General features: G+C 62.2%; 16 protein-coding genes and 1 pseudogene. 4 read left to right on the top strand and 13 right to left on the bottom strand.

Annotated elements, in window-relative coordinates:
* Together BLR85_RS20620 and BLR85_RS20615 are read left to right on the top strand one after the other, a co-directional pair.
* On the top strand, positions 1 to 277 hold a 277-nt coding region (locus BLR85_RS20620), incomplete at its 5' end, for an integrase core domain-containing protein (RefSeq protein WP_139188480.1).
* A 35-nt stretch (positions 278 to 312) separates the two neighbouring features.
* Positions 313 to 834 (top strand): annotated as a pseudogene (locus BLR85_RS20615) (IS6 family transposase); the annotation flags it as partial.
* 22 nt (positions 835 to 856) lie between these two features.
* On the opposite strand, the gene mdoH reads toward BLR85_RS20615, so the two are convergent.
* The 10 genes from mdoH to BLR85_RS20570 form a co-directional block, all read right to left on the bottom strand.
* A complete protein-coding gene (gene mdoH, locus BLR85_RS20610; RefSeq protein WP_093161645.1) occupies positions 857 to 2,620 on the bottom strand; it encodes a glucans biosynthesis glucosyltransferase MdoH in 1,764 nt (587 codons plus the stop codon).
* Positions 2,613 to 2,774: a hypothetical protein gene (locus BLR85_RS29265; RefSeq protein WP_170844672.1), complete on the bottom strand. Its 162-nt coding sequence runs from the start codon at positions 2,772 to 2,774 to the stop codon at positions 2,613 to 2,615. The genes mdoH and BLR85_RS29265 overlap by 8 nt, the downstream gene beginning before the upstream one ends.
* Before the next feature lie 5 nt (positions 2,775 to 2,779).
* Positions 2,780 to 4,351, bottom strand: a complete 1,572-nt coding sequence (locus BLR85_RS20605; RefSeq protein WP_093161644.1) for an OpgD/OpgG family glucan biosynthesis protein — start codon at positions 4,349 to 4,351, stop codon at positions 2,780 to 2,782.
* Positions 4,352 to 4,505: 154 nt separating this feature from the next.
* A complete protein-coding gene (locus BLR85_RS20600) occupies positions 4,506 to 5,570 on the bottom strand; it encodes a glycosyltransferase family 4 protein (RefSeq protein ID WP_093161643.1) in 1,065 nt (354 codons plus the stop codon).
* Positions 5,567 to 7,159 (bottom strand): ABC transporter permease, encoded by a 1,593-nt coding sequence (locus BLR85_RS20595; protein WP_093161632.1) that lies wholly within the window; start codon positions 7,157 to 7,159, stop codon positions 5,567 to 5,569. The genes BLR85_RS20600 and BLR85_RS20595 overlap by 4 nt, the downstream gene beginning before the upstream one ends.
* The gene (locus BLR85_RS20590) at positions 7,156 to 7,962 is read right to left on the bottom strand and encodes an ABC transporter ATP-binding protein (protein ID WP_093161631.1); all 807 of its coding nucleotides are present in this window, start codon (positions 7,960 to 7,962) and stop codon (positions 7,156 to 7,158) included. The genes BLR85_RS20595 and BLR85_RS20590 overlap by 4 nt, the downstream gene beginning before the upstream one ends.
* Complete coding sequence (locus BLR85_RS20585; protein WP_093161630.1) at positions 7,952 to 8,950, bottom strand: ABC transporter substrate-binding protein; 999 nt, start codon at positions 8,948 to 8,950, stop codon at positions 7,952 to 7,954. The genes BLR85_RS20590 and BLR85_RS20585 overlap by 11 nt, the downstream gene beginning before the upstream one ends.
* Positions 8,951 to 8,978: 28 nt before the next feature.
* Entirely contained in the window at positions 8,979 to 9,968 is a 990-nt protein-coding gene (locus BLR85_RS20580; protein ID WP_093161629.1) for a lysylphosphatidylglycerol synthase transmembrane domain-containing protein, read from the bottom strand.
* Between the two features lie 5 nt (positions 9,969 to 9,973).
* Positions 9,974 to 11,611, bottom strand: coding sequence for an alkaline phosphatase family protein (locus BLR85_RS20575; protein WP_093161628.1), 1,638 nt, complete (start codon positions 11,609 to 11,611; stop codon positions 9,974 to 9,976).
* Positions 11,608 to 12,369: a CDP-alcohol phosphatidyltransferase family protein gene (locus tag BLR85_RS20570; RefSeq protein WP_093161627.1), complete on the bottom strand. Its 762-nt coding sequence runs from the start codon at positions 12,367 to 12,369 to the stop codon at positions 11,608 to 11,610. Before BLR85_RS20570 ends, BLR85_RS20575 begins: the two co-directional genes overlap by 4 nt.
* Positions 12,370 to 12,376: 7 nt before the next feature.
* Here BLR85_RS20570 and BLR85_RS20565 point away from each other — a divergent pair, with 7 nt between their 5' ends.
* Together BLR85_RS20565 and BLR85_RS20560 are read left to right on the top strand one after the other, a co-directional pair.
* Positions 12,377 to 13,018, top strand: coding sequence for a cytochrome b (locus BLR85_RS20565; protein ID WP_342028803.1), 642 nt, complete (start codon positions 12,377 to 12,379; stop codon positions 13,016 to 13,018).
* Between the two features lie 83 nt (positions 13,019 to 13,101).
* On the top strand, positions 13,102 to 13,809 hold the full coding sequence (locus BLR85_RS20560; RefSeq protein WP_093161626.1) for an IS6 family transposase: 708 nt from the start codon (positions 13,102 to 13,104) through the stop codon (positions 13,807 to 13,809).
* A 116-nt stretch (positions 13,810 to 13,925) separates the two neighbouring features.
* On the opposite strand, the gene BLR85_RS20555 is transcribed toward BLR85_RS20560, so the two are convergent.
* Genes BLR85_RS20555 through BLR85_RS20545 form a run of 3 tightly spaced genes read right to left on the bottom strand, consistent with a single transcriptional unit; the run spans position 13,926 to position 17,632 of the window.
* Positions 13,926 to 14,882 carry a hypothetical protein gene (locus BLR85_RS20555; protein WP_093161622.1) on the bottom strand — a complete coding sequence of 319 codons (957 nt, stop codon included), beginning with the start codon at positions 14,880 to 14,882 and terminating at the stop codon, positions 13,926 to 13,928.
* Positions 14,883 to 14,891: 9 nt separating this feature from the next.
* Positions 14,892 to 16,547 carry an ABC transporter permease gene (locus BLR85_RS20550; protein ID WP_093161613.1) on the bottom strand — a complete coding sequence of 552 codons (1,656 nt, stop codon included), beginning with the start codon at positions 16,545 to 16,547 and terminating at the stop codon, positions 14,892 to 14,894.
* Positions 16,544 to 17,632, bottom strand: coding sequence for an ABC transporter ATP-binding protein (locus BLR85_RS20545; RefSeq protein WP_093161612.1), 1,089 nt, complete (start codon positions 17,630 to 17,632; stop codon positions 16,544 to 16,546). Before BLR85_RS20545 ends, BLR85_RS20550 begins: the two co-directional genes overlap by 4 nt.
* Positions 17,633 to 17,692: the final 60 nt, after the last annotated feature.

The following is a 17,692-nucleotide window of genomic DNA, read 5'->3' as shown; positions in this document are numbered from 1 at the left end:
CAAGGACGTTCGCGCCTGGATCGAGGCCGTCGGTGCCAAGACAGCGTTCATCGAACCGGGGTCACCCTGGGAGAACGGCTACGTCGAGAGCTTCAACGCCCGGATGCGGGACGAGCTGCTCAACCGCGAAATCTTCTATTCACTGAGGGAGGCCCAAATCATCATCGAAGGTTGGAGAAAGCACTACAACACCAAGCGACCTCACAGTGCATTGGGCTACAGGCCACCGGCACCGGAAACCATCATCCAGATGGAACCAAGGCCGGTCATGCACTAACAATCAAACTGGACCAGTCAGATCAGGCTACTCACGCCGAGATCCGTAAGAAACGCGCCGCGCGGTTGCGTTCTGGGCCGGAATGGCAATCGCTCCTCGACGAGATGTTCGTGAAGATCAACGGTGAACGCCACTACCTAGAGCGGGCCGTCGACCAGGAGGGCGAGGTTCTCGAGAGCTTTGTGACGAAGACGCGAGACAAGAAAGCTGCCGTGAAATTCTTGAAGAAAACGATGCGGCGGTACGGCCGGCCCGAGTCCATCGTGACTGGCTTGCTTCGGTCCTACGGCGCCGCTCTGAGGGAAATCGGCGCAACGGAGCTGCAGGATACGGGCCGTTGGCTGAACAACCGTGCGGAGAAATCGCATCTGCCATTCCGACGACGAGAACGGGCAATGCAGCGCTTCCGGCGGATGCGAAGTCTGCAGCAATTCGTCTCCGTCCACGCCTCGGTCCACAGTCACTTCAATCAGGAACGTCACCTCTATTCACGGACGAATTTCAAGCTCAACCGTGCCGCTGCTCTCACCGAGTGGCGTCAACTCGGCGCGGCATAAAGGGCAGCCTCACTGCCCATTGTCAGACTGGTTCGAATTCGTCTGGCAGCACCCAGTACCGAAATGTTGCATGAAAATCTGATACAACTGGTGAAGAGCGTATATCATCAGAAACAAGGAACACTGCCGTCGAAACTGGTTGAGACGTAACGGCAACAAGCAGTGGAGCAGCGACAAGCGGCAAACCGACAGGAAGCAGCCAGATAACGAGTGTCGGCGAAAAATGCAATCCCGCGGCCAGAAGTGCGGTGCCAGTCAGCGCGATTCCACGACTAGCGCGCCAGCTTTCGGCAAGCCCGAGGCTTCCTTCGCCGCGCTGGCCTGCCGGCCAGCCTCCGTCATGTCCCAACAGCACCTTGGCAACAGCATGTGTCTGGTAGGCCATCATCAACGGCGCCAGCAACGAACTGAGCAGAACCTCGGCTATGACAGAGAGCGAGGAGAGCGCAGCGCCGCCGAAAAACCGTACGCGCCCGGTTCGGACGACCCCGGCCCAGATCGCGATCTTGGGCAACAGAAGCAGACAGCAGATGCCGAGAGCCAATGCGATCAACCCGCCCGTAGGATCGTCGGGAAAGACCGGAAAGAGCCCTTGCGGTTCGGGGAAGTAATCCGGCAAGGGCGTTGTCACCGTTACAAGAACCGAGACCAGCAGGAACAGCGCCCAGAGCGGCGCGACGAGGTATGTGAGCGCGCCCTGAAGAAACTGGAACCGGCTCCAACCGCGAAGGCCCGGCGCCGTGATCAGTCTTGTGTGCTGAAGGTTGCCTTGGCACCAGCGGCGGTCGCGGCGCGCATAGGCGAGCAGGTTTTCCGGCCCCTCCTCGAAACTGCCACCAAAGCGCTCGTCGATCTCGACCCTCCAGCCTCCACGGGCCAGCAGCGCCGCTTCGACATAGTCGTGGCTCAGGATCGTCCCGCCGAGCGGCGGCTTACCTGGTAATTCTGGCAGCCCGCAGCAGGCGGCGAAGGCGCGTATTCGGAAGATTGCGTTATGTCCCCAGTAGGTCCCGGTGCCGCCCTGCAACCGTATCAGCCCGCGGGTGAAGAAGGGTGCGTGGAATGCCGACGAGAACTGGATTGCCCGCCCGAATAACGAGCGCGCGCCGATGATACGCGGCAGCGTTTGCAGGAGGCCGAGATCCGGTTCTGCCTGCATTCGCGCAATCATGCCACGCATGGTCTCGCCCTCCATGAGGCTGTCGGCATCTAGAACGATCGCCAGCTCGTAGGCCCCGCCGGAGCGGCGTATAAAGGACTCGATATTACCCGCCTTGCGACCGCGATTGTCCGACCGGTTCCGGTAGAAGATGCGCCCCGTCCCATCGGTTTCCGCCAGCAGAATCGCGAATATGGCCCGTTCGCGGTCGCGTGCTGCTTCTGTCTGACTGTCCGACAACACCGCGATGTCGATTTCCAGCCCCGCGGACCGTATCGAGCGATCCATTGCCGCGACCCGGGCGAATACGGCGACCGGATCCTCATGGCAGATCGGCAGTAACAGAACCGTGGGCGGTTGAGGTTGGGCCAGTTCGGGCAAGGGAGCGCGGTCGTCTCGCCCTGACAGGCCGAGCATCGCTTGCACCGCGCCCCAAGCCAGCCAGATCGTCGTGACGAAAAAGATTGCGCAGCGCACTATGTCCCAGATCGACACGCCATTGCGCGCAGAGATTTGCGCCAGTGCCACAGTTGCCAGCAATCCGCACAGCGCCGCCAGCCCGAGGCAGGCGACGCGCAGCGAGCCGGGCGCCCGACGGCGCGCGGTGATGTGACCGACATCACGCATTTGAGGGGAACAACAGGGAAAGCAGGCGCGCTCCCAGGGCGAGACGCTCCTCGCGTATCAGCACCTGCTCCGGCATTTCGAGTGGCGCTTCGGGCGGCACCCAGAGGTCCACTCTCGCCAAATCTTTCTCAATGGTTTTGGGATGTTCCGACATGGTCTTTATTCCCCGCCAATCCATTGATAGAGCCAGTTCTCTGTTACAGTCCGGTCATCAACAACAATGGCTGCCAACAACTCGACCAATTTGTCCGGCGAGGCCTCTATTTCGAACACCAGACGCCAACTGTCGGTCCCATCGATCCGGAACAGCACCGGGTCGTTCACCTCTGCACCGCTTGCGATCACACGAGGTTCAACGCGTTCTTCCTCGAAATGTTCCGCCAGCGATACGCCCTCGAAATCGATCGCGAACTTCCGCCGGTCTGTCCGCGGTTCCAGCCCGGCCACGCCGCCATGACCGGAAAGCGTGCGGACGACGTGGCCTTTCTCGGGCGCAGCGCCGGGCGGATCCAACCCCCAATGCAACCGGTAGGACAGGTCCAATTCGTCGCCCGCGGCGACAGGCTCCCCGGGCACCCAGAAAGCCACGATATTGTCATTGGCCTCGAGGTCCGAGGGGATCTCCACCAGCCGGACAGTGCCTTTGCCCCATTCGCCCAGCGGCTCCACGATCAGCGACGGGCGGCGCTCGTAATGTGCGCCTGCATCGAAGTAGTCCCGGAAGTCACGGTTTCTCTGGACCAGCCCAAAGGACGTTGGCGACTCCGCGCCGAGATAGGAATTGGCCAGCCGAGGCGGGTTGTTCAGTGGCCGGACGTAGTGTTGTCCGCCGGTCTCCAGTACCAGCATCTCACTGTCATGCACGCGCCGACGGTAATCGTCGAACGCCCCGGCGTCGTTAGGCCCAAAAAGAAACATCGAGGTCAGAGGCGCTATGCCGACCTGTTCCACCGCCGCGCGGAAGAACAGCCGAGCGGTGACATCGACCCGCGTCGTCTCGCCGGGAAATAGCTCGAAGCGGTAGGCACCGGTCACCGAAGGGCTTTCGAGCGCGGCATACAAGACAAGGCTTTCGTCACCCGGACGCGGCCGCTCGATCCAGAACTCCGTAAATCGCGGAAACTCCTCCGGCCCGCCAATCCCGGTATTGATCGCCAGACCGCGGGCACTGAGGCCGTAGAGCGTGCCCCGTCCGAGCGCGCGGAAATAGCTTGCGCCGAGGAAGACCACCATTTCGTCATAGACATCCGGCCGATTGAGGGGGGTGTGTATTCGGAAACCCGCCACGCCCGGCATGGTGAAATCCCCGGGTATCCGCTCCTCCAGCCCGTGGTCATAGGTGAAATCGGCCGGGGTGAAGTCGAGCGCGCGCGTCTCGCCCCCGATCAGTTCATGAATCCTCACCGGGTGCTCGAAAAGCCAGCCGAGGTGGAAGGCCTGTAGCGTGAAGGGCGTCCCTTCATCTGCCCAGCGGGCGTGATCCGGGCGAAATCTGATACTGCGGAAATCGTCGTAGTCGAGCTTGGACAGCGGCCCATCGATTTTGAGCGGCGGTTGGTAAGGGGCGGCGCTGGCCGTACGCATCCTTTCGCTCAGCCAGACGAAACTGAAAGGCGCCGGCTCCGCGGGCGTCAGAGCCAAAGTGGCCTCTTGGGCGCCGATTGGCCGTCCTGCGGCCATCAACGCGGCCGCCGCAACCGTGCAGAGCGCCTGCCGGCGGGTCGGTCGCATCCTTGGCGCGACATCGCAGAACACCTTAGTCTCAGAAATCACTTTCGAATTCCCCCGAAACTTTCCATTAATCCTGAGGCAGTTGGAAACGAAGTCAATTGGTCGAACGGTGTCCGTAAGGGGGCTTGGCGGGTTGTCGCCCGCTGCTGGGCTGCTAGAAGCCGTTTCCGGCCTGCGTGGCGAGTTGGTTGATCAATTTGCTGGCGATCTCTGTCTGCTGTGGCCAGCCCGGTTGCGCTTTTCCGGCCTGCAGGGCCGCTGCGGCAAGCCGCGTCCGAAGCTCCTTGTCTTCGAGTATACGCTGCAGCGCGTCCGCGAATGCCATCGCATTATCAGGCGGAACCAGCAGTGAAGCCGATGCAGGCAGCGTCTCCCGCACCGCCCCCGTATCGCAGGAGATGACCGGCAAGCCATAGCTCATGGCCTCGTCAAAGACGATGCCGTAACCTTCATAACGGGTCGCCAGCGCAAAGACTGTCGCCGCACGGTACAGGCGTTGCAACTCCTCCAACGTTACCCGGCCGGCAAGGCGTATACGGCCCCCGAAATCCAGCTTGGCTAACTGCTGCGCGAGCACCTCGGCATGTTCGGGGTCCCAAGCTCTGCCGACGATCACGGCGGTCCAGTCGTAATCTCGCAGGCTTGCCAGCGCCTCGATCAGAACGTCATGACCCTTGCGCGGGTGCAGGATTCCGACCGAGAGGATCAGCGGCGGTTCGATTGGCTCCGACCGGCCCACGGCAGGCGCAACACCGGGCCGCAGAACAGTTATGCGGTCCGGGGCCACCTCGTATCGATCGACGAGGATAGACTGCGTGTGCGGGCTCGGCACGAGGACGTGGGCGGCGAGGCCCAGGTTGTCTCGCTCGGTGCGGTAGAGATGCTCGCGCCGAGCCTCCGACAGTCCACTTTCAAGCGCCAAAGGATGGTGGATCATGGCGATGACGGGGGCAGAGACCTGCGCCAGTCCGGCTGTGTCGATCGCGCCGAAGACCAGCCCGTCCAGAATCAGTGGTTGGTCCGACGGCAGTGCGGCCAGCGCTGTAACGGCTTCCTCCATCTCCCGCGCAGAGGGATCGGGAAAGCTCTCTGCCAGAACGATATGTTCCATTTCGTGGCCTGCAGCGCGCAGGTGCTCCAGCAGGTGGCGCTCGTAGAGATAGCCACCGGTGAGGGTGGCGATGTCGCCCGGGATAGCGAAGGCGGCGGGCGCAGTCATCGTGCCACCTGCTCGGAAGCGAAAACGGTCAGTACGCGGCGTTCCACCCAGCCGATCCCGGCATATCCGAGCGCCGATAACACCGAGACGATAACGACCGAACTCCAAAGCATGTCGTAGTCCGACAGCGAAGCCGACAGCGCCATCAGGCTGCCGATTCCTCGGCCCGTGGCGAGCCATTCGACGACCGTAACCGCGAGGACGGAGGCCGGCACGCTCATCCGCGCAGCGGCGAAAAAGGCAGGCAGCATGACTGGCACCTGCACGTGCCAGAGCCGGGCGAAAGGGCCTGCGGCATAGGTGGAGAAGACGTCGAGAATCTGTCCGGGCGCCTGCCGCAGCCCGTGCAGGCAAGCGACGAAGGTCGGGAAGAAGACCATCACCGCGACCAGCGTGATCGTCCCTGCCGCGCCGCGCCCCAGCAGCAGCACGATCAGCGGTGCGGTGGTGAGGATCGGCACCGAGCGCAGTGCAACGGCGATGAGCGTTGCCGACGGGGTCAAGGCTGGCGCAAGAGTGAGCAGGATCGCCAGCCCCGCCCCGAGTGCCAGCCCTCCGGCAAATCCCGGCAGCAGGAAGACCACGGTCTCGCCAAGCGCCCCGGCAAGTGTTTCGCGGGTTTCCCTAGCATCAGTCGCAGTGAAGAGCGCCACCCAGACGTCGTCAGGCCGCTTGGCGAAAAACGGGTTCAGATCGAATGTCGTCATCGCGCCCCACCAGAGAAGCAGCGCCATCGCAAGGACGAAAGCCGTTCGCATGACAGTTGCCGCCAGCCCTTGCGCGTGGCCCGTGCGAGGGAGGGCGGGCGGGGCGAGGATCATCGGCGGCGGATCCCGCAGTACAGCGCGAGACAACCATCCCACCGCGGTATAGATCAAAATCGAGACCGCCGCGGAAATGCTGGCCAACGCCCAGATCCCGGCAATATCGAGGGCACGGATCGCGCGGATTGCCAACAGCCCCAATCCCCGCTCGGCGCCTGTGAACTCGCCAACCATGGCCCCGAGGAAAGCCGCAGGCGCCGCGATCTGCAACCCGGCGAAGAGGTATGGCAGGGAGGCGCGGGCGCGGATATGCACCAACTCGGCCAGACGCCCGCGTCCATAGCTGCGCAGCAGTTCGAACCAACTCGCTGGCGCGGCACGCAGCCCGACAAGCAGCGGCACGAATGTCGTGTAATAGACGGCGAGCGCGGCCAGCGTGATCTGCGGCCCCGGCCCGGGACCGTAGAGTACCCGCAAGATCGGCCCGGTCGCCACGAGCGGCAGGCAGAAAACCAGCAGCGCCAACCCGGCGACAACCGGCTCCGCGCGTGGCCAGGCGAGCGCCGCTCCCGCCAGCCCGATCGCCGCCAGGTTACCCAGTACATAGCCCAAGGTCGCATTGCCTAGGGTCTCCCGCAGTGCCCGCCAGATGAGATCGGAATTTTGCAATATATGCACTACAACGTCGCTGGGAGCCGCGAGGATATAGGCCCCGGCAAGCGCGCGCGCGGCAAGTTCCCAAGCCAACAGAATAACAATTGTTCCAACAATGCCAGATGCTCCTCGTCTCACGCGTTCCGGCAATGGATCCGCAAGCGCGATCATTGTGCTGCCAAAGGCGGTTTCGTGGCGCGGACGCCCTCAGCCAGCGCTTCAGAAACGGCCTCCACCAAGCGACGGAACTCCGTGCTTCCTGTCACGGCCGGCGCACGGGGCCGTTCGAGTTCGATCCGGATATCGGCGATAATTTCCGCAGGTCGCGGCGTCAGCACCAGCACACGGTCCGACAGTAGCACCGCCTCGCCAATGGAATGGGTAACGAGCAGCGTCGTTGTCTGCCGCTTCTCCCAAAGCGGCGGAAGATCATCGGCAAGCTGGCGTCGCGTCAGTTCGTCCACCGCCCCAAACGGCTCATCAAGTAATAGAAGTCGAGGCCTGGTCACCATCGAACGCGCAATCGCCGCCCGTTGCCGCATGCCGCCTGACAGCGCCCCGGGTCGGGTGTCGGCGAACCCTTCCAGCCCCACGAGGCGGATCAAGTCCTCGACCGCTCGTGGGTCCGCCGGGCGCCGCGCCAGCTTCAGCGCAAGCTCTATATTGCCGCGCACCGAGCGCCACGGCAGCAGCGACGGATCCTGGAATGCCACCGCCAGACCGGCATCGCGCAGCATCTCCGCTGGCGACACACCGCCGATCAGAACTTCTCCCGCGCTTGGCGTCTCTAGTCCCGCTATCAGCCTGAGAAGCGTGGATTTTCCGCAACCCGACGGACCGACTAACGCCGTCGTTTCACCACCTGCAATCTCCAGATCGAGCGGCCGCAGAACCTCCACGTTGCCGGGGAATGCCTTCGTCAAGCTACGGCACTGGATGTCCGGAGACGCACCGTTGTCAGTATTAGCCACCATGGACTTCTTCGAGGATGGAGCGGTCCCAGAGCGCGGGCGAAACCTTGCGACCAAGCAGCGCGAGCGTCTCGATATTCGCCTCCACCGTCTGGTCCGTCCACCAGCCGAAGCCATGTTCATCGGTCAATTCCGAGAACATTAGCGGCACCTGCCGCGCGGCCTGCAGCTTCTGTGTCTTCAGGTCGAGCCCTGCATCGGGATAGGCCTCCAGCGTCAGCGCGGCGGCGGCATCGGTATCGGCGCGATAAGCCTCCCAACCGCGCACCTCACCCGACATCAGCGCGACCAGCTGGTCCCGGCGCTCGGTCAGGCTCTCCTCGGTGGCGATATAGGTCTGTGAATGGACCGCGTAGCCGTAATCGGCCATCAGCATGGTCACGCTTTCGATACCTTCCATCGCCATCGCCACCGGCAAGTCGGTTTCCCAGCAGAGCAGGCAATCGACCTCGCCGGCCAATAGAGGCTGAGCGGAGTACTGCGTGGGAACAACTTCGATAGCCTCCACGTCCACGCCGTTGAGCGTGCAGAGCGCCTGCAGAACCGGCATGTTCGCCAGAGCCATGCCGATCTTCTTGCCAGAAAGGTCCGCCGGCTCCCTGACCGGGTTCGCAAGAAGCGAAGCAATCACGAAAGGGTTTTTCTGCATTGCCACACCGAGGATGCGGAAGGGCGCGCCTTGTTCGACGGCGGCGGCGGTGTAGTCGGCCGCCGAGATGCCGACAAGCGCGCTGCCCGAGACCACGGGTGGTTCCACCGGTGCATTAGGCCCGCCCTGTAACAGCGAGACATCGAGCCCGTCCTCAGCCCACCAACCGCGCGCGCGCGCGATGTAGCTACCGGCAAATTGAACGGAATGGAGCCAGGACAGTTGCAGGCTGACGGGCGTGGTGGCCCGGGCACGCGGTGCGGAGAGGCCTAGGACGGCGCTTGCCGCGCTGGCGGTTCCAGCCGCGAGAACGGTACGGCGATTCGGCTTGAAATATGCCATGAGATCCTCAATTTAAAACTTCACGTCTTCAGCTTAGTGGGCGATTCCTGTTCGGCAAGCGAGAAGGCGACGGCGAGCTGCTGGAGCGGCGCACCCTTGCCAGGAAAAGACAGCTCATGAGAACGACCAGCCCGGGAAGCGTGCTGGCGAGGAAGACCAGCCCGAAGACGGTACTGGCGGCGAGCCCCGCCGCCGCCGTGGCGCCGGCAAGCGGGAAGAGCGCCGCCGCCGCGCCCTCTCGCAGGCCCCAGCCGCTGATCGAGAGTGGAACAACCATCGCGTAAAGGATGAGCGGCACCAACGCCAGAACGTGCACCGGCGCCAGCACCGTACCGGTGGCCCGGGTGCAGAAAGCAAAAGCGGTGAGGTTGCAGACTGTTGCGCCGAGACTCAGAACCACCTGCAAGGCGAAGACGCGGCGGCCGAGGAAGGCGAGGAATAGTGCGCCGCGAACATTGCGGAACGCGCGTCCGACCCGTCCCGGCAGGCGAGGCGCCAGCCACAGCAGAACGATACCCGCCGCAGCGACGGCGGAGGCCGGCCCTGCCAGGGTGCGCGCCGTGTCGGGCGGAAGCGCGCCGCCCGACGAGAAAGCAGCCAGCGCCAATCCCGCGAGCATCACAACGAAAAGCATGACCTGTCCGGCGAAGCGCTCGAAAATCACCGCTTGCCCGGAGATGACCAGCCCTCCGTCGTTGCGCGCGCGATAGGCCCGACCCGCATCGCCAAGCATGCCGCCCGGGAGGACCTGATTGGCGAATTGAGACAGGTAACATTCCCGAAGAACCCGGCCGAGTGGCAGCGATTGTCCAAGCCGAGCGGCCGTGAAGCGCCAACGCAACGCGGAAAGAAACGTCTGCAAGGTCAGCGCGGCAAGTGCCGCGAACAGCCAGCCCGGTTTTGCCCCGGCGAGGTCGCGCCCGGCGGCCGCGCCGTCAAGTTGGCTCCAAAGCAGCGTCATCAGCACAATCGCGACGACGAGTTGACCGATCCAGATCCAGAGAACGCGTTTGCGCATCAGGCTCAGCCCTCCGTTCCGGGGAGTGGCGCGGTGGTGAAAGCGCGCAGGATCATGTCCCGCATCCGGTCCATCGGCACGACGGGCTCCGGCGCCGGCACGAGCCCGCTACGCCAGCCCCAGTCGTCGATTCGTGTCATCAGGGCGGGCGGCCCGATGACATGTATCGGCACGTCCGGCCGTTCGTCCTGCGCGATCGTTCCGGATGTCTGGTGATCGCCCAGCACGATCATCAGCGGCGGGTCATCCGCGTGTAGCGCGGCGTAGTCGAAGACGGTTCTGAGGGAATAATCCACCGCCTTGCGATACTGCACCTGGACCCGTTCCGGGTCGCTCCAGACAACGCGGGGCGGGTCGCCCGATGTCGCCATCTCGTCGAAAATCCTCCCGTCGCCGAGTTCCTCCCAGTCCAGCAGGTCCGGCACAGGTACCCAGGGTGCATGCGACGAGACGAGCGGTACTTCGGCGAAAAGCGGTGGCGCTTGCTGGTCATGGCGCAGCAGTCGATCCAGTGCAGCCAGGGTAAACTGGTCCGGCATGGTAACCCAGTTGAAGGGCTTGCCATTGTAGCCAAGATCCTTCGCCGCCAGCACGGTGTCGAAACCCATTTCCGCCGCTTCCGGCCATGGCATGGTAATCGCTGGGGCCGCCACAGCGGTACGTAAGCCGTTCCGTCTCGCGATGTGAAAGAGCGATTGTCGCTCGGATGCCAGCAGCGCTCGGTAGCGGGACTGGTCATTGACCCAAAGACCGTTGGCGAAGGTTGCATGCGAGAGCCAGCTCTGCCCACCCCGCGTTGGCGCGGAGAGATAGGCAGATCGAATCGCGAGCCCAAGCGCTTCCAGCCGATTCGTTTTTGCTTCCAGCGTCGCCCGGTGCCGTTCGGCGTAGAAGGGCGTGTCGAGGCTGGCCCGGCCATAGCTCTCGATGAAGATAACCAACACGTCGCGGTCGATTGCGTCGAACAGGACCGGTTGCCCTGCCAGTCCATCGCGTGCGGTGGCCTCGGTGAATTCCCGAAGGCCGGCCAGCGTTGACTGCACTTCGCGAACAGACTGGAACGCGTAATGGGTGGCGCCTGCGATGCCAGGAATTCCCGTGGTGTTCCATCCCGCGGGCAACAGCCGCGCCTCGCTCGCTGCAAGGATCGCCGCCACCCCGCAGCCGAGTGCTGCCAGCCAACGCCCCCCGGTTGGCAGCGCGATCCGAGCCCAGACACCCGTCGCCCACCAGACCGCCGCTACCACGCCAATGACCAGCAGAGCAGCAACGACTGTCGCGCCAAGGGCGGCGAGGCGGCCGAACGCGCCATCTATCATGCGGAAGGCGGCGTCGAGCAGGGGCACGTCGGAGACCAGGTCGAAAGGCCGCCCATGGACCATCTGCATCCCGAAATCGGCGGTTTTCAACAGGAAGATCGCCGTCATTGCGCCTGTCAGGGCAAAGCGGAAGACGACACCAAGACGCGACGTGCCGAGCACCAGAAGGGCTAGCAGGATCACCGGAAGCTCAAGCGTCGGCTGCAGCAACATCGCCCGCGTCAGGCCGCCCGGATGGTCTGGCTGCACCAGCAGAGCTTGCAACAGCAAAGCAGCGACAAAGGCGGCGATCCAGCGGCGCCGTGGTGGCTTCCCAGCAGTCATGCCCGCTGTCCCCAGAGCCAATGTATGTCGCGCGCGAAAGACGCCAGCACCGCAAGTGCCGCCCCAGTGGCAGCCAAAAGCCCGAGCCCCGCAGCGCCGGCGAGCGATGGTGCTTGCAGCGCCACGAGTGCCGCGATCTGCAGCGCGCAGACGGCCTTGCGACTGAACCGTTCCGGCAACGGCCCGCGCAGCCATGGTGCAACAACCATCGCAGCCAGGAACAAGAAACGTGACGCTCCCAGGATCACCGCAAACGGCCAGGCTAGCCCGTCGGCAAGCGCATGCAATGCCAATACCAGCGCAAGGCAAGAGTCCGTCTCCATGTCAAACCGCGCCCCGAAATCCGAGATAAGCCCGCTCCGCCGTGCCAGCCATCCATCCACGCCATCCAGCCCCGCTGCGACGGCCGCCACGGCAAATTCGGGCCAACCCCGCTCTGTCCCTGCAATCAGCGGCGTGACGAGAGCCAGCATTAGGGCCCCACGCAGCAGCGTCACCGCGTTACACGCACCTAAGACGGCATGCGGGTAGTGCACGGGCAATTGCCTTGCAAGCAACGACAGAGCCGCAATGCAAAGGCCCAGCCCGACGAGCCAGTAACTTCTCGCGATAGTGTCGAAAAACGCGAAATGCAGCCCCGCCCAGATCGTGAGCCCCAACGACCCCGAAAGCAGCAATCCACGCCATGGCAGCAGCGTGTCGCCGCTCGCCGCGCGTTTGACCGCTGTTCCAGAGATTTCTTGATACGGTGTTGCCATTGCGACAATGATCGGTCTTGCCACAGCAATATCAAGTCGCATCGCGACGCCGCTCGATACTTCGCGGCAGAAATCTATCGAATTGACGGGAATTACCGAGATGCAAGACAAAGCTAAAGGCTACACCACACCCGCGCGCCTGCTACACTGGACCGTCGCGCTTTTCGTGCTTCTGCTTATACCCGCAGGCTTCGTCATGGTTCAACAGGGGTTACCCCGGACGCTTCAAAACACCCTCTTTCTATTTCACAAGAATTTCGGAGTGATCGTTCTTGTCCTTATGCTTCTGCGGGTCGCCTACCGCTTCTTTGTACGGCCCCCCGCGTTGCCCGATCATTTGCCAGACTGGCAGCGAAAAATCGCCGATATTTCTCATCGGTTGCTATATGTTGCACTCTTCGTCATGCCGATCTCCGGCTATATCCGTGTCCGGGCGGGTGGCTTTCCCATCGAAGGGCTGGACGCACTCGGCATCGGCACTTTGCTGCCTCGCTCCGAGATGATCGCCAATGTCGCCAAGACGATCCACTACTTGACCGCGTTCGCAATTGTCGTGCTGCTTATGATGCATATCGGCGCCGCTCTCCAGCACGCACTGCTTCGGCGCGATGGCGTTTTCGAGCGCATGTGGCCGCCAACGCGTCGTTGAGCGGCCAATGCCTGAGAACGCGGGCGGGCGGTGTCAGAACAACTTGGCTTGTCGCAGGGCAGTGGGCTGAGTAGCTTCCCCAGATGGCAAAACGTGACCCGTTCAAGTACTTCAAGACGAGCCGCGAGATTATCCGCCTGGCTGTGATGCTCTACGTTCGTTTCCCGCTGTCGCTCCGAAATGTCGAGGACCTGTTGCACGAGCGTGGCGTCGATGTCAGCCATGAATCCGTCCGTTTCTGGTGGCATCGGTTCGGCCCGATGTTCGCGTCCGAGATCCGCCAGAAACGCGCGGAGCGTCTGCGTTCCGGACCGCAGTGGCGGTGGCATGTGGACGAAATGTTCATAAAGATCAACGGCAAGCACCACTATCTTTGGCGGGCCGTCGACCACGAAGGCGAGGTCCTGGAAAGCTTCGTGACGAAGATGAGGGACAAGAAGGCGGTATTGAAATTCCTCAAGAAAACAATGCGCCGCTACGGTCGACCAGAGACCGTCGTCACTGATCTGCTTCGCTCTTACGGCGCGGCATTGAAGGAGATTGGCGCTTCGGCACTGCAAGAAATCGGCCGCTGGCTGAACAACCGGGCTGAGAATTCGCACCAACCGTTCCGACGACGAGAACGGGCAATGCAGCGTTTTCGGAGAATGCGAAGTTTGCAGAAATTCGTCTCCGTCCACGCCGCGGTCCACAATCACTTCAATCAGGAACGTCACTTCTATTCACGGACGAATTTCAAGCTCAACCGGGCCGCAGCTCTCACCGAGTGGCGCGGTCTCTGCGCGGCATAAGGGACCGCTATCCTGCCCTTGTAGAGACTAGTTAGAATCCGTCTGACAGCTCCCAAATCATCCCTTGCGCCAACGGAGCCGTCCACACATGACAGCACCGACAAGAGTATTGGTCTTTATCTGGCTTTGAGCACAATTACCGACCGATCATCGAACCATTGAGTGCTTGTGGAGCCTTTGACGTTCGCAAACCTATCGACGCGGTGAAAGTCGTCGGCTTCAGTCTTCGCAAACGAAGCTTCCCACGACTCCACGGTTGGTTGGTCTGCCAGCGCTTCATATCCATCCGTGAACAACTCAATGCTGGCTACGTCCGATTTGGAACGGGTCACGTCCAAGAGCTCGGTTAGCTTCGACTCTGTACCATTCAGCGTGTCAAAACAAAGAGGGTTCCCTTCGGCGTTTCCGAAACGGTGCTGCGTCTGTATCCCGCCCCAGAGGAACGCACGAACGATCTCTGCGTGGGCAAAAAGGTCGGTCTTCCGGAGCACCAGATCAATGATGTTGCTCACTTCCGTTCCGCTCAACAGGCCCTTCTCTACGGCATTGTCGAACCCGAGAAGGATACAGGTCCGGGCGCCCAATTCCGTCTCGTGGGCGTCCTCGATACGGTTACGCAAGGCTTTGAAGGCCGCGACGCGAGCGATCGTCGCCACGGTGTCAATGAGCTTGCTGTCTCGAAAGACCTCCGTCGCGTTCAAGCGCAGACCGGTGTCGCCGAGGAGAAGAAACCGCCAGTTCTCCCCGCAATCGAGAACGAATGCGGCGGTCGTGGATGGTGGAATCGGCAGATCGGTGTCGTCGAACTCGCGGCGGAGCACCGCCTCCAACCTGCGGATGATTTCCCGGCCGTCCATCGCATCTACACCGGGCTCCTGCGCCAGCGCGGCAACTTCCGCGGCCACGGCGAGCGCTGCCAGCCGGCCCGTTGTGACACCATTCACCCGTGTGCCCCGTGGGTCGGTCGCGCCATCGAAAACACCGTAGACCCGTCCGGGGATCAGCAGCGGAACGTCGTCACCCGGATCGGCCTCGTCGCGGTACTTGGATCGGCTGAACAGTTCGGTGCGCATGGGACAACCTCAAAGGAAGGACGACTCGCGTTTCTCTGCGAGGCGGAATACGGCAAAAACACAGGCTCCGGTGCAGAGCAACAGAACCGTCGAAAGGGCGGCAGCCAGGCCGAATTCTCCGTCGAGGACTGCCAGGTAAATGGACACGGGCATGGTCAGGGTTCCGCTGTCATAGATGATCAGCGTGCCCGAAAGCTCATTGATTGCCGTGATGAAGCTCATCAAGGATCCGACGATCAGTCCCGGCAGGATCAATGGCAGCGTGACCTTCAGGAACGCCGTCAAGGGTGGCGCTCCCAGGTTGATCGCGGCTTCCTCCATCGAAGGCTTGATCTGCCTGAGAGAAGACGTCGTGGAGCGCACGCCATAGGGCAGCCGCCGGATGAAATAGAGCAGTATCAGAAGCCAGGCTGCACCCATTCCACTCAGGAAGCCGGTTCGGAAGGTCGTGACAAACCCGATGGCCATCACCACGCCCGGTACCAGATACGGCACCATCATCAGAAAATCGATTGCGCCCGCTGCGCGCGTCTCGCGCCGCACGATCACATAGCTGATGAATGCCGAAAAGATCGTGATCAGCGCCACCGCTGCAAGAGCGAAGAGGAAGCTGTTGCCGATTGCCTCCGGCGCTTGCCGCCACATGCGGGCGTAGCTCTCCATGCCGAACCCGCCCACGAAAACCGGGCCGTTTGTTTTCAGGAAGGATGTGTAAACGACAACAAGGTTGGGCAGCATCGCGATCAGTACGGCGCCGTGGCAGAAGAGATGAACCGCGATGTTCTGCCAGCCAGTCAGGTGCATCTTGACCGGCAGGTTGGTGAGGCCGCTGGCATACCGCCGCCGGGCCAGGATGCGGCGCTGCGCAAGCAGCGCAAGCATCGAGATCGCGATCATGATCATCGACACTGTCACCGCCATCGTTGGCAGGCCACCAAGCTCTGAGCGGTAGGCCGTGAACGCAATCGTCGAAAGCGTCCTGAACCCTCGTCCAAGGATCGCGGGTGTGCCGAAATCGGCAATCGACAAAACGAAGCAAATGATGGCGCCTGTACTGATGGCGGGGAACACAAGGGGCAGGGTGATCTTGACGAAGCGTTGCCAAGGCGTACAGCCGAGGTTTTCGGCCGCATCCTCGAAGGATTTGTTGACCGCCATGAGCGCCGTCTGGGTCATCAGAAAGACGAAGGGAAAGAACTTCAGCGTGAAGACGAGGATAATCCCGTGCGCGCCGTAGATTGTTGGTATCTCTATCCCCAGGCGTTCGAAAAAGTTGGTGACGAACCCGTTGGAGCCCAGCATCATGATCCAGGCGTAAGCGCCGATGAAGGGCGGGGCGACAAGAACAAGGATCGCCAGTGTCGAGATCCAAGTCCGCCCCCAAAGATGGAACCGTGCAGTGAAGAACGCGAGCGGAATACCGACGAGGCTGGCACCGATTGTTCCGAGCAACCCCACGAAGAGCGTGTTTTTCAGACCTCTAAGATAGAAGTTCCGGGTGAAGACCTCGACGTAGTTGCCCAGTGTCCAGTTGCCGGTATCGGCATCCACGAAGGACAGCACCATGACCCGGAAGATCGGGATCATGAGCAGAACAACAAGCACGGCGAGCACTACGCCAGTGACGCCAGTCCAGAAATCAAGTCTGCGTCCTGCGATTGTCATGCCAGCCTTCGCCCGGTTTCACTGTCTTCAAAAAAGGCAAGGTCATCCCTGCGAACGCACATGCTGACTGCGCTGCCCGGATCAAGCGCGATCACCGCGGGGTCAGGCCGGGCAAGGGATTTGACCACTTCACCGGAGTCGGTGCGCGCTAGGACCTCCATTTCCCGGCCGATGAAACTGACATTGCTCAGCTTCGCGGGGATTGAAACTTCATCCTCGGCAGCTTGAACCTCTCCGGGCGCCACGCGCAATACTTCGGGCCGTACGGCACAGACCAGCGTCTCGCCCTGCTCGCCAAGAGCTTTGTGGCTCACCAAGGCGCCGCCCGACGTGAGGCGTAGCTGGTCCGTGTCACGGGTGAGAGCCAAAAAGGAGTTGGCGCCCACGAAGGTCGCCACAAAGCGGTTTGCTGGCATCAGGTAGATATCGAGTGGGCTGGCTGCTTGCTGGATGACGCCCTGGTGCATCACACAGACCGTGTCCGACATGGCCAGCGCCTCTTCTTGGTCGTGGGTCACGTAGATCGTCGTGATGCCAAGATCCTTCTGAATGCGGCGAAGCTCCGCCCGGAGATCGACCCGCAACCGCGCATCCAGATTGGACAGCGGCTCATCCATCAGCAGGACCTTTGGCCGGACAACGATAGCCCGGGCGAGGCCCACGCGCTGCTGTTGACCGCCAGACAACTCATGCGGCATTCGGTCGGCGAAGGCGCCAAGCTGGACCACGTCCAGAACCTCGGTCACCCGCCGATCCATCTCCGCGCGCGGCACCTTCTTCTGTTTCAGCCCGAAGGCAACGTTCTCACGGACACTGATATGGGGAAAGATCGCGTAATCCTGAAACACCATGCCCACATCGCGGCGATGCGCCGGCAAGGTCTCGATCGGATTGCCATCTAGTGAGATGGAACCTGCATCCTGGTCATGGAACCCCGCGATGGTCCGCAAGAGCGTGGTCTTCCCACAGCCTGATGGACCCAGAAGCGTGTAGAAAGCTCCTGACGGGATCGAGATATTGATGTCGGAAAGGGCCACCACGTCGCCGTAAAGCTTGCGGAGCCCGGTGATGTCGACCGAGGCCATGAAGGCTACCTCACGAGAAGGAGAAGCCGGGCGCGACAGGTGCGCCTGGCAGCACTTGTG

The sequence above is a fragment of the Aliiruegeria lutimaris genome, assembly GCF_900099935.1.
Lineage (GTDB): Bacteria > Pseudomonadota > Alphaproteobacteria > Rhodobacterales > Rhodobacteraceae > Tropicimonas > Tropicimonas lutimaris.
This window is presented reverse-complemented; position numbering and strand designations above follow the sequence as displayed.